Below are 12,554 nucleotides of genomic sequence, written 5' to 3'. Positions count from 1 at the left end.
TAGTTGTTTCTACTTTTAAATCTTTAATTTGGTTTGGGTTTGGGTTTGGACAAGCAAAATCCTACGGATAAAGAGAAAAGGGACTCATTGAAGTCCCTTTCTATTTTCCACTTATTTATGATATGGTTCATTCCTATTTATACGAAAAGCTCTATAGATCTGCTCCACCAAAATTAATTTCATTAATTGGTGAGGAAAAGTCATTTTTGAAAATGACAAAGTATCATCCGCTCTTTTCATTACAGCATCACTTAAACCTAACGAGCCACCTATTACAAAGACTACTTTACTGTTTCCATATGTAGCTAGTTGATCGAGTTTTTTTGCTAATGATTCTGAGGTATGTTCCTTCCCCTTAATTGCTAATGCAATAACATAAGCGTCGTCGGCTATTTTACTTAAAATTCTTTCGCCCTCTTTTTCTTTCACGATTAGCATGTCTGCATCACTTAAATTTTCTGGAGCCTTCTCATCCGCAACTTCGAGTATATCCATTTTTGCATAACTCGATAATCGTTTTATGTATTCATCGATCCCCATCTTTAAATACTTCTCTTTTAACTTTCCAACACTGATAATTGAGATATTCACACTATATCCTCACTTTACGAACAAGTTATACACAAAAGTTATCCACATACCCACAATTTCTATCCACATTTAGTGGGGGAATCTATGTTCGATACAATATATATGGCATCATTTTGACAATATTCACAGGTTGTGGATATATTATGCGTTTTTTCGACTTTATTCAACAGGGGTGTTTCACTATACTTATCCACAAAATCATCGAGAGCCCATTCTATATGCTCATCACAACTTAAAATTACTTTTTCCACTTATGCACAGCTCCTTTTTTTTAGCACAAAAAAAAGAGGAGAAAGTAAACTCTCCCCTAAAGTATGCGCTTTGTTTTATACATACACTATATCTGTTGGTTTTTGAGGGTCCGTGTCATGAATTTCAAATTGCATCCCAACTTCAAATCCTTTTCCCTCTAATGTTTGTGTAACAGACATTCTGGCAAGCTCTTTCATATTATTATCTTGGCTTAAATGCGCAAGATAAATACGTTTTGTTTTATCTCCAATTACATCAGACATTGCAAGTGCAGCATCCTCATTTGATACGTGACCAACATCGCTTAGTATACGACGTTTAATGCTCCATGGATATCTACCCATGCGTAGCATTTCAACATCATGGTTACTTTCAAAAATGTACATATCTGCGTTAGAAATGATTCCCTTCATTCGATCACTTACATAGCCTGTATCCGTAATTGTAACAAATTTTTTCTCGTTATGATGAAATACGTAAAACATTGGTTCAGCAGCGTCATGTGATACACCAAATGATTCAACTTCAATATCCCCAAACTGAATCGTCGTTTCCATGTTAAAAATGAACTTTTGCTCTGTTGGAATTTCTCCAATTAAATGGTTCATTGCTTTCCATGTTTTTTCATTCGCGTAAATTGGGATTTGATATCTTCTGGCAAGAACTCCAAGTCCTTTAATATGATCACTATGCTCATGCGTGACTAGAATGCCGGAAACTTCTTTTATATCCCTGTTGATATCTTTAAATAAAGACTCCATCGCTTTACCGCTCAGTCCTGTATCAACTAAAAGCTTAGTTTTCTCCGTCCCAACGTATAACGCATTTCCGGTACTTCCACTTGCAAGTACACTAAAATGCAGACTCATCGCTATTCACTCCATTGTTCTTTATCTATCTTAATTATTTGTCCCTCAATAGCATTTACAAAGTAATCCTGCTGTTCATTGACAACGATATGCCATGCTGGCGCTATGAATTTAACTCCATTCGATAACGGGATTACTGTATAATAGCCAAAGTTAACCTTTGTAATTCGATCACTAGGTTTTAATTCATCTTTAACAAATAAATTTTCAATGGCTTTAATTGCCGGTAACGCTTCTTGCACATTCTTTTTATCGATCATTTCCTTTAAGTTTTCTAAATATCTTTGGCGATACCCATAAATCTCATTCTTATCATTATACTTTATTTCAACTACTGAGCTTTCGATATTATAAATTAGGCGATCTTTATAGGTTTGACAGAAGTATATCGTTTTTGACGTTTGATCTATTTGACAATAACGATAGTTACCACCATTCCAAACATACTCCTTCACAAAGTTTTCTAAAAAGAGTATTTTATTTGTCTCTGCAATTGGAACTGGTTTTTTCAATTGACTTTGTAATACATCTTTGTAGATTTGTATATTCTGTCCTTTTCGATCAGCAAAATTTTTCTTCGAGAAATCCTTACTATTACCCGATATATAAGATTCCTTTAAAGAATTTTTAGGTAATGTCACATATGTGATATCATTTTCCTTTAATTGCTCCTCAATACTCGATTCCGCCATCGTATCAAACTGGTCGCTACTTCGCTTTTGATAATATTGAATCGCTAAAAATAAATCTAATACTAAGAAAGTTAAAATAAATATTGTTTTGATTCTACTCCAATCCAACAATATTCACCCCAGTTCTACTTAGCAAATCTTGATCAATCTTCTTATATGTGTCATCGTAATTTATAATCCAAACAGGTTTTAACTGGATTGCTCTATTATAGTACGGCTGATTGATTGTTGATTGATCTTGATCAAATATCGTCTCGTACCCTAAGCTAATATCCTTAATAAGGGATTTGTTAATAGACTTATTGTTGGATATGATCTCCATAATTTGAGGACCAGCCATTAACTCCATTTCACTTTCCTTCTTGTCCACCTGGATTCTAGTAAATTTATACAATGGACGTTTAAAGGTTTCTATATCGTCTACTCCCCAGCTCGTCGTAATTGTTGAATTATTATACACAGGTAAATTATTTACAAAAAGTCTAAATGAAACTTCATTATTTTCAGGTTTAACTCCAGACAAAATATATCCATCAGTCCAGCCACCATGAGCATTAATAAAATCAACGCTTCTTTGGACTAATAAATTAGGACTTTGATTATTATTGTTTTCAGGTGTTGTCGGGTTAACAAATGAAATCGCTCGATTTAATGGTGAAACTGACATTAATCTAGTACCGTCTGTGAATGTATCTCCTGAATCGGTACTTTCTTTTCGGACATTTGATGGATCACTAAATATAGCATCTTTTAATTTATCAACATCTATATCCGTCGTAAGGAACTCCATCGTTGTTAATTTGATTGGTTTTTTAGGTAAATAAATTATTTTACCTGAATCTAACTTATATCTTAAGCTTTCAGTAAAGCTTTCGTAATTGTCTCTTATCTTTTCAACTGATGCAATAATTGAAGAGTTATCAAATGTTGCTCCATAAAGAATATTTTGTGATTCATTTGAAAAGTAGATCCTTGCTGAAGAATCCTGTTTAGTAGATAAATTGATGATTATTCGATCAAATAAAACATTTTGTAATCGTTTTGCATCTAGATTAAGAACTTTACCTAATGTCTCTATTGGCACTTCAGTTGGAAAAATAATTTCTAGTTTATTTTTTCCTTTTGTTATTGATTGGTAGGCAACTTCAGATGTTCTATTTGTCAGGTTTTCAAAATTTGTGATTTCGGATTTCTGCAATGATCTATAAATTGGTGATATATTACTCTGTTTAGTTGTTTCATAATTTTTATTTGATTCATGAACAACTAGTAAATTCGGAATTACTATGTCCTTAAAGTCTCTTTTGGCACCAATTGAAACTTTTTGGACATAGTCTTGATTTTGAAGTACATCGTATGTTGGTTGATATGACCATAAGCTATATGAAAGTACTAAACTTACTATAACAAGAGTAGTTAATACAACTGATTTTATATGTTCTCTTCTCATTCCCACTCATCCTCTTGGTCATCAGCCACTGGAAGTGTGAAATAGACTGTTGTACCCTTTCCTTCTTCACTTTTAGCCCATATATGACCATCGTGCGCGTAAATCATTTCTTTTGCCAAAGCAAGCCCTAGGCCAGTTCCTCCAACTTGTCTTGATCTAGCTTTATCTACTCGATAGAAACGATCAAATATCTTTGATAGATTTTCTTTTGGAATTCCCATACCTTCATCAGTAATACTAACTAATATTTGATCTCTAGATTCTTTAATACGATAAGTTACAGTCCCACCCTCTGGTGAATACTTTAATGCATTTGAAATAATATTATCTAACACTTGTGTAATTTTATCTTCATCTATAAATACAAATCTTGTCTTACTTATAAATTCACGTTTGAACGAAACTTCTTGAGACTTACTCATTTCGTGTCGATCAATTATACGATTAAACAATTCTGTAAAGTTAACCCAATCTTTCATTAAACGATATTCAGTACTATCTAACTTAGATAATTGTAATAAGTCATTTACTAGCCTTATCATTCGTTCTGTTTCATCTTGAGTTACTTGTAAGAACTTAGGTGCGATTTCTTTATTCTCCCAAGCTCCATCTGACAATGCTTCCAAATAGCTTCTCATCGTTGTTAACGGTGTTCTTAATTCATGTGACACATTGGAAACAAAATCTCTACGTTCTTGCTCGATCTTTTCCTGTTCAGTTACATCATAAATTACAGCGATTAGACCATTAACTTTACCTGACTCTTTTTGTATAGTTGAAAAGCTAGCTCGTAGAATCATTGGTCTCTTATTATCGCTATAATCTAACATAATTGAATCTGGCTCATCGTATAAATCATCTAGAGTATTAATCTTTTCGATTCCCAATACCTCTAAAATAGATTTATTTAATACTGTTTCACGTGAAACATTTAGCATCGTTTCAGCTGGATCATTTAAGAGAATAATTTTCCCTCTACGGTCAGTTGCAATAACGCCATCTGACATATGCTCTAGTACTGATTGAAGCTTTCTTCTTTCTCCATCTGTTGAAGCTCTAGCTTGCTGTAAGTTACGTGATAGATTATTAAATGATATCGTTAATTCACCAATCTCATCTTCACTATAGGCCTTTAATTTGCGAGAGAAATTTCCTTTCGCCATTTCTTGGGCCTGTCTTCTTATTTCTGAGATTGGCTTCGTAATTGCTTTAGCCAATAATATCCCTAAAATGGATGTAATCGCGACTGCTATAAGTGTACCCGTTGAAAAAATACGGTTAATTAATTCCATTCTTTCATAAGTACTTTCCATTGAAGCACTCGTGTAAATCGCTGAAACAATTTCGTCACCTTCCATCACTGGGGTAACAATCGTTTTCATTCGATGACCGTTTTTAGGATCAATTAACACTTTTTCAGTTCTAGTACCTACTAAAAGTGCTCTTTTAACTAAAATATCAGTTGTCCTTTTTCCAACAATAGACCGATTACTAGAATCCGAAGTAGCAATGACTTCACTATTTTGGTTAATAACTCTTACATCTGATATCCCAATATTCTTTCCAAAGTCAGAAACTATTTTTTGAATATTAGCTTTCACCTCTGGATCGTCCAGAGTTTTCTTTTTTTCATACTCGATTTTTATATTATAAGCCAGTAGCTTAGCCCGTTCGTTTATCGCAACTGTAAAACTATTTACAAGTTGCTTTTCAAGTTCTCTCGAAAAATAAACGCTAATAATTTGCATAGCTACCAATATGAGTAAAATATAAACAAGTACAAATTTAAATACAATTGATTTAAATAAACCAACTTTATTGTAAGCTGCCATTAATCTTGCTCCGGATCACGCAGGTAATATCCTACTCCTCTTCTTGTTACAATGAAAAGTGGATAACTTGGATTGTCCTCAATTTTTTCACGAAGTCTTCGAATTGTTACATCAACAGTTCGTACATCTCCAAAATAATCATAGCCCCAAACAGTTTGAAGTAAATGTTCTCTCGTCATAACCTGTCCGATATGCTTCGCTAAATAATATAGTAATTCAAACTCGCGGTGAGTTAATTCGATCTTCTCGCCACGTTTTGTTACGATATAAGCGTTTGGATTGATAACAAGCGAACCAATAATAACTTCAACTGACTCCTCTTTTTCAGATGTAGCTCCAGTTTGATGTCTACGTAAATTTGCTTTTACTCTAGCAAGCAACTCACGTGTACTAAATGGTTTTGTTACGTAGTCATCTGCTCCCATTTCTAAACCTAGTACTTTATCTAATTCAGAATCTTTTGCTGTAATCATAATGATTGGCATTTCATGATTCTTTCTAATTTCTCTACAAACTTCTAAGCCATCTCTAATTGGCAACATAATATCTAATAAAACTAAATCAGGAAGAAACTCGTCTACTTTTTGTAATGCTTCCTCTCCATCATACGCGCAAACAATTTCAAAACCTTCTTTTTCTAAATTAAACTTCAATATATCAGCAATTGGTTTTTCATCATCGACTATTAATATTTTTTTATTCATTCCCCGCACTCCTTTTCTAGTCAGTTTTCGCTGCCATCAATTCTATACATATCTTTTGCAATTTAACATTAAATTAGGCAACAAATAAACTTTTCATAGCAATTTCGTTTTGTGGACTATCTCTCTAAATATAATACGACTACGATCATACGTGTTATTCTTTTTATCTATAAACACTAGATTTTTGAAAAAAACCTCTAGCTTGTTGCTAGAGGTCTACTCCACTTACTTCTATTTTAAATTAAGTAGGTTTTTTTGTAAAATCGAACTGTTTTATTCAAACTAGAATCTATTTTCTATAAGGTTGATATAAAATAAAAAACTACTGTATATACAGTAGTTTTTATGATGGCTCGGGACGGAATCGAACCGCCGACACGAGGATTTTCAGTCCTCTGCTCTACCGACTGAGCTACCGAGCCATTATATGGCGGTCCCGACCGGGATCGAACCGGCGATCTCCTGCGTGACAGGCAGGCATGTTAACCGCTACACCACGGGACCAAGATAAGTTTTTTAAAAAAGGATGACCCGTACGGGACTCGAACCCGTGTTACCGCCGTGAAAGGGCGGTGTCTTAACCGCTTGACCAACGGGCCACATTAATTTAAGAAAAGATGAGCCATGAAGGATTCGAACCTTCGACCCTCTGATTAAAAGTCAGATGCTCTACCTACTGAGCTAATGGCTCATAAAATGATTAACTTCATAAACTATGTACTAGTTATGACGACAAGACTTATCTTATCATACTTTCTAATAAGTTTGCAATAGTTTTTTTAAAAAAATAATAAAAGCCCCTAAGTTTTTATTTAAGGGCTTTTTATTATATTAAGCTCCGTAAACGTTACGTACGATATTTGTTTGGTTACGGTCTGGACCTACTGAGAATACAGATAATGGAATACCTACTAATTGAGACACACGTTCTACATAGTGTCTTGCATTAACTGGTAGTTCATTAAGCGTTTTTACTCCTGTAATATCTTCTGTCCAACCTGGAAGTTCTTCATAAACTGGCTCACATTCTGCAAGTTGTTTTAAGCTAGCAGGGAACTCAGTAATTGTTTCTCCACGGAATTTATAAGCAACGCAAATTTTAACAGTCTCTAGTCCTGTTAATACGTCAATTGAGTTAAGTGATAAATCAGTAATACCGCTAACGCGACGAGCGTGGCGAACTACTACACTATCAAACCAACCAACACGTCTTGGTCTTCCAGTAGTTGTACCGTACTCACGACCTACTTCACGAATTGTATTTCCAATTTCGTCGAAAAGCTCAGTTGGGAATGCACCTTCACCAACACGAGTAGTGTAAGCTTTACATACACCAACAACGTGATTAATTTTTGTTGGACCAACTCCAGATCCAATTGTTACTCCACCTGCAACTGGGTTAGAAGAAGTAACGAATGGGTATGTACCTTGGTCGATATCTAACATTACACCTTGTGCGCCTTCAAATAATACGCGCTTTCCACCATCAATTGCATCATTTAATACAACAGAAGTATCACACACATATTTTTTAATTTGTTGTCCGAACTCATAATATTCTTCAAAAATGTCATCAATATTTAATGAATTTGAATCATACATTTTTTCAAATAAATTATTTTTCTCTTCAAGATTACGTTTTAATTTTTCGTAAAACTCTTCTTTATCTAAAAGGTCTGCCATACGGATCCCCACACGTGCAGCTTTATCCATATAAGCTGGTCCAATACCTTTTTTAGTAGTACCAATCTTATTATCACCTTTACGCTCTTCTTCTAACTCATCTTGTTTTAAATGATAAGGTAAGATAACATGAGCACGGTTACTAATACGTAAGTTGTCAGTTGAAACACCTTTATCATGTAAGTATGCTAGCTCTTGAACTAAAGCTTTAGGATCTACAACCATACCATTTCCAACAACACAAATTTTATCTGAGAAGAAAATACCTGATGGAATTAAATGAAGTTTGTACTTTTCACCATTAAATACGATTGTATGACCTGCATTGTTACCACCTTGATATCTAGCAACTACTTCTGCCTGTTGTGATAAAAAGTCGGTAATTTTTCCTTTTCCTTCGTCTCCCCATTGAGAACCAACTACTACTACTGATGACAATGTACTGCACCTCCGATTAAAATACGCTATTTCCGAACTAAAACCAAAACTAGTATATCAAACTTACGGAATTTGTCAATAAATCTCTTTGAATAATTCTGTTCTAAGTTTTATTTGTTCGTAAATACAAACTAAAGAATTTGATAAAAATAGTTTGCCCTAACAAAAAAAAATAATCACATAGATTCACTATGTGATTATTTTTTAGATGATATTAGGCCCCTGGCGCTTGCTCATCAAACCTTCGTTCTAAGTTTACGAACTTGTTATATTCTTTTACGAATGCTAATGAAACAGTACCTACTGGACCATTCCTTTGTTTAGCAATAATGATTTCAATAATATTTTTATTCTCTGATTCTTTATCGTAGTAATCGTCTCGATATAAGAACGCAACGATATCCGCATCTTGCTCAATACTTCCTGATTCACGAATATCAGACATCATTGGACGTTTATCTTGTCTTGACTCTACGCTACGTGATAGCTGAGATAAGGCTATTAGAGGTACTTTTAATTCCCTCGCTAGTCCTTTAAGAGAACGTGAAATTTCCGATACTTCTTGTTGACGATTCTCTCCACTTTTGCCGTTACCTTGAATAAGCTGCAAGTAATCAATTAAGATCATTCCTAAGCCATGCTCTTGTTTCAGTCTTCTACACTTAGCACGTATGTCATTTACTCTAATACCAGGTGTATCATCGATATATATACCTGTACCAGCTAAGCTACTAGCAGCCATCGTAAGCTTATTCCAATCCTCTTGTTCAAGATTACCTGTACGTAGTGCCTGTGCGTTAATATTCCCTTCTGCACAAAGCATACGCATAACAAGCTGATCTGATCCCATCTCGAGACTGAAAATTGCTACGTTTTCATCTGTCTTAGTCGCTACGTTTTGTGCGATATTCAACGCAAAAGCTGTTTTACCTACTGAAGGACGGGCAGCTACTATAATTAAATCATTGGGCTGAAATCCCGCTGTCATACGATCTAAATCAGTAAATCCTGTTGGTACACCTGTGATTTCGCCACGTTGATTAAATAAAGTCTCAATTTTACTAAATGTAGTAAATACTACATCTTTAATACTTTGAAAACCAGAAACGTTTGTGCGCTGAGCTACTTTTAAGATACTTTTTTCAGCCTCGTTTAGTACAACATCCACTGGAGTATCTGGTGCATAGCTTTCCGTTACAATATTTGTAGCGGTTCTTATTAATCTTCTTAAAGTAGATTTTTCTTCAACGCTCTTCGCATAGTATTCAACGTTAGATGCCGTTGGTACTGAAGCCAGCAAATCATTTAAGTATGACACTCCTCCAACTTCTTCTAATACTCCTTGATTAGCTAGTTCAGAAGTTAGTGTGATAACATCTAAAGGCTCATTCCTTGAAGCAATCTTAAGCATTGCTTCAAATATTTTTTGATGGGCAGCTCGATAAAAGTCATCTGGTAAAAGCCGTTCTGAAGTTGATATTAGCGCCTCTGAATCTAACAGTATGGCTCCTAATACAGCCTGTTCAGCTTCTATATTCTGTGGTGGAGTACGATCATTTAGCAAATCACTCATTTCTAGTCCTCCAGATGCTTGTTTTTCTTATTGTTCCTTAACGTGTACTTTTAAAGTTGCACTAACTTCAGGATGCAATTTTACTTTAATATTTGTTACACCTAGACCTCTAATCGCATCATTCATTTCGAATTTACGCTTATCTAGTTTAATACCATGTACTTTTTGAAGCTCATCGGCAATTTGTTTGCTAGTGATTGATCCGAAAAGACGACCACCTTCACCCGATTTAGCTTTTAGTTCTACTGTTAGAGCTTCAATTGTTTCTTTTAGCTTTTTACAATTTTCTAATTCAATTTGTGCATCTTTTAATTCTTTATTTTTTTTCGCTTCAAGAGTTTTCATATTACCTGCTGTAGCTTCAATAGCATCTCCATTTTTGATTAGGAAACTTGCATAGCCATCTGCGATATTTTTAGTTTCTCCCTTTTTACCTTTTCCTTTTACATCTTTTAAGAAAATTACTTTCATTTGTTTGTTCTCCCTTCAATATATTCATCGATTATTCTCAATAAGTGTTGTTCAACTTCTCTAATTGAAGAAGATTCAACTTGTGCAGCAGCATTTGTTAAGTGACCGCCACCACCAAGCTCTTCCATTATTAATTGAACATTTATATTCCCTAATGAACGGCTGCTAATGCTAACAACATTGTCTGACCTTTTCGCAATGACAAAAGATGCAATAACATCTGTCATCGTTAATAACGTATCTGCGGCCTTTGCAATTAAAACTTGATCATAGCTTATATTATCTTTTCCAAAGCTAATCGCAAAGCCCTCTTTATACATATAGGCTTCCTCTATTAATTCTGCTTTGCGAATATATTCATTCATATCTTGTTTTAGTAAATTTTGAACGAGGATCGTATCAGCGCCATTCGAACGCAAGTATGATGCTGCATCAAAAGTTCGTGCCCCTGTTCGGAAAGTAAAACTCTTTGTATCAACAATAATTCCTGCAAGTAAGGCTGTTGCCTCAAGCATGCTTAATTTTATTTTCTTAGGTTGGTACTCCAATAACTCTGTTACTAATTCTGCTGTAGAGGAAGCGTACGGCTCCATATAAACGAGAATTGCATCCTTAATGAAGTCCTCTCCTCTTCGATGATGGTCTATCACAACAATTTTATCTGTCTCATCTAAAAGTGATTCTTCTTCAACCATTGTTGGTCTATGGGTATCTACTACGATTATTAATGTATCTTCAGAAATAAGTTCTTTTGCTTTTTCAGGTGAAATAAAACAAGACATAAATTGTTCATTTTTAGACATTTCCCTCATCAAACGATTAACACTTTTATCTACTTCATCTTTATCAATAACAACATAACCATCCACTTCATTATGCATAACCATTTTTAAGATTCCAACTGCTGAACCAAGAGCATCCATGTCAGGTAACTTATGACCCATTATCATAACATTGGTGCTACTCTTCATTAAATCTCTTAATGCATGCGAGATTACCCTCGCTCTAACCCTCGTTCTCTTTTCTACAGGGTTTGTTTTTCCACCAAAAAACTTTACTTTACCGTTAATGTTTTTAACAGTTACTTGATCTCCCCCGCGCCCTAATGCTAAATCTAAGCCAGATTGCGCTAGTTGACCAAGTTCGGTTAAATTTAAACTACCTACCCCGACGCCAACGCTTAGAGTAAGGGGTAAATTACGTTTTGTAGTTTCTTCTCTTACTTGGTCTAATATAGAAAACTTATTATTTTCTAATGCCGCCAGAATTCCTTCATTTAAAACTACACTATATCGATCAGATGAAACACGTTTCAAGAAAATACCATGGCTATTAGCCCAACTATTTAACATAGTAGTTACTGCACCATTTACACTAGAACGCTCCTGATCATCTAATCCCTGTGTCATTTCATCGTAATTATCTAATAAAATAATTCCGATTACTGTTCTTTGATCTTCGTATAACTTCTCTAATTGTGCCTGTTCTGTCACATCAAATAAATAAATGTATCGCTCTTCCCTTTTAATAACTACGCGATATGTTCTTTTACTTATATTCAATACATCTTCTTTTTTCTCTTTTTTCGAAATTAAAGCCATTAATCCTTCAGATAGATCATATATGTGTTTACCTATTAATGAACGATCATCTAAAATATTTAAAATATATTGATTGCCCCATTCAATATGGTACTCTCTATCATAAAGTAATACTCCAATTGGCATTTCTGTAATTGCTTCATTACTTAAATTTTTCACTCTCGACATAATTGATTCTATATACATATCTAAAACGTAGCGATACTTAATTTCTAACTTTACAACTAGAAATATAACGCATAAAAAGATAACGATAAATATTATCCCTATTTTAGGTTGAATATAGACCACAGTTCCGATCAAAAACACTGAAAGAGCAGTTAAAAGATAGACGGGTATAAGAAACATTTGTTTCTTATGAAAATCTTGCATATGTTCAACCCCTAAGCCAAATAAAA

At 34.3% G+C, this 12,554-nt stretch carries 11 protein-coding genes and 4 tRNA genes; all 15 read right to left on the bottom strand.

Annotated elements, in window-relative coordinates; translation table 11 throughout:
* Positions 1-111: 111 nt before the first annotated feature.
* On the bottom strand, positions 112-591 hold the full coding sequence (gene rlmH, locus AB1282_RS06125; protein WP_056467206.1) for a 23S rRNA (pseudouridine(1915)-N(3))-methyltransferase RlmH: 480 nt from the start codon (positions 589-591) through the stop codon (positions 112-114).
* Between the two features lie 59 nt (positions 592-650).
* Positions 651-842, bottom strand: coding sequence for a CxxH/CxxC protein (locus AB1282_RS06120; protein WP_056467203.1), 192 nt, complete (start codon positions 840-842; stop codon positions 651-653).
* 75 nt (positions 843-917) lie between these two features.
* On the bottom strand, positions 918-1,712 hold the full coding sequence (locus AB1282_RS06115) for an MBL fold metallo-hydrolase (protein WP_056467200.1): 795 nt from the start codon (positions 1,710-1,712) through the stop codon (positions 918-920).
* A gap of 2 nt (positions 1,713-1,714) precedes the next feature.
* Positions 1,715-2,512 (bottom strand): two-component system regulatory protein YycI, encoded by a 798-nt coding sequence (locus AB1282_RS06110; protein ID WP_056467197.1) that lies wholly within the window; start codon positions 2,510-2,512, stop codon positions 1,715-1,717.
* The gene (locus AB1282_RS06105; protein ID WP_056467194.1) at positions 2,499-3,854 is read right to left on the bottom strand and encodes a YycH family regulatory protein; all 1,356 of its coding nucleotides are present in this window, start codon (positions 3,852-3,854) and stop codon (positions 2,499-2,501) included. The genes AB1282_RS06110 and AB1282_RS06105 overlap by 14 nt, the downstream gene beginning before the upstream one ends.
* Complete coding sequence (gene walK / locus AB1282_RS06100) at positions 3,851-5,686, bottom strand: cell wall metabolism sensor histidine kinase WalK (RefSeq protein ID WP_056467191.1); 1,836 nt, start codon at positions 5,684-5,686, stop codon at positions 3,851-3,853. The genes AB1282_RS06105 and walK overlap by 4 nt, the downstream gene beginning before the upstream one ends.
* On the bottom strand, positions 5,686-6,390 hold the full coding sequence (gene yycF / locus AB1282_RS06095) for a response regulator YycF (RefSeq protein WP_056467188.1): 705 nt from the start codon (positions 6,388-6,390) through the stop codon (positions 5,686-5,688). The genes walK and yycF overlap by 1 nt, the downstream gene beginning before the upstream one ends.
* Positions 6,391-6,739: 349 nt before the next feature.
* Positions 6,740-6,812: transfer RNA gene (locus AB1282_RS06090), tRNA-Phe, on the bottom strand.
* 6 nt (positions 6,813-6,818) lie between these two features.
* A tRNA-Asp gene (locus AB1282_RS06085) sits at positions 6,819-6,894 on the bottom strand.
* 23 nt (positions 6,895-6,917) lie between these two features.
* Positions 6,918-6,989: transfer RNA gene (locus tag AB1282_RS06080), tRNA-Glu, on the bottom strand.
* A 19-nt stretch (positions 6,990-7,008) separates the two neighbouring features.
* Positions 7,009-7,081, bottom strand: a tRNA-Lys gene (locus AB1282_RS06075).
* 140 nt (positions 7,082-7,221) lie between these two features.
* The gene (locus AB1282_RS06070) at positions 7,222-8,511 is read right to left on the bottom strand and encodes an adenylosuccinate synthase (protein ID WP_056467185.1); all 1,290 of its coding nucleotides are present in this window, start codon (positions 8,509-8,511) and stop codon (positions 7,222-7,224) included.
* A gap of 214 nt (positions 8,512-8,725) precedes the next feature.
* Positions 8,726-10,084, bottom strand: a complete 1,359-nt coding sequence (gene dnaB / locus AB1282_RS06065; RefSeq protein WP_056467182.1) for a replicative DNA helicase — start codon at positions 10,082-10,084, stop codon at positions 8,726-8,728.
* A gap of 27 nt (positions 10,085-10,111) precedes the next feature.
* The gene (rplI, locus tag AB1282_RS06060; RefSeq protein WP_056467179.1) at positions 10,112-10,555 is read right to left on the bottom strand and encodes a 50S ribosomal protein L9; all 444 of its coding nucleotides are present in this window, start codon (positions 10,553-10,555) and stop codon (positions 10,112-10,114) included.
* Positions 10,552-12,528: a DHH family phosphoesterase gene (locus AB1282_RS06055; RefSeq protein ID WP_429898699.1), complete on the bottom strand. Its 1,977-nt coding sequence runs from the start codon at positions 12,526-12,528 to the stop codon at positions 10,552-10,554. The genes rplI and AB1282_RS06055 overlap by 4 nt, the downstream gene beginning before the upstream one ends.
* Positions 12,529-12,554: the final 26 nt, after the last annotated feature.

It is taken from the genome of Gottfriedia sp. S16(2024) (assembly GCF_050473765.1).
Classification (GTDB): Bacteria; Bacillota; Bacilli; order Bacillales; family Bacillaceae_G; genus Gottfriedia.
This window is presented reverse-complemented; position numbering and strand designations above follow the sequence as displayed.

Excerpts from the sequence above, each read along its gene's own strand:
- AB1282_RS06115 (WP_056467200.1), bottom strand. The coding sequence starts at position 1,712 with ATGAGTCTGCATTTTAGTGTACTTGCAAGTGGAAGTACCGGAAATGCG.
- AB1282_RS06105 (WP_056467194.1), bottom strand. The coding sequence starts at position 3,854 with ATGAGAAGAGAACATATAAAATCAGTTGTATTAACTACTCTTGTTATA.
- walK (WP_056467191.1), bottom strand. The coding sequence starts at position 5,686 with ATGGCAGCTTACAATAAAGTTGGTTTATTTAAATCAATTGTATTTAAA.
- yycF (WP_056467188.1), bottom strand. The coding sequence starts at position 6,390 with ATGAATAAAAAAATATTAATAGTCGATGATGAAAAACCAATTGCTGAT.
- dnaB (WP_056467182.1), bottom strand. The coding sequence starts at position 10,084 with ATGAGTGATTTGCTAAATGATCGTACTCCACCACAGAATATAGAAGCT.
- rplI (WP_056467179.1), bottom strand. The coding sequence starts at position 10,555 with ATGAAAGTAATTTTCTTAAAAGATGTAAAAGGAAAAGGTAAAAAGGGA.
- AB1282_RS06055 (WP_429898699.1), bottom strand. The coding sequence starts at position 12,528 with ATGCAAGATTTTCATAAGAAACAAATGTTTCTTATACCCGTCTATCTT.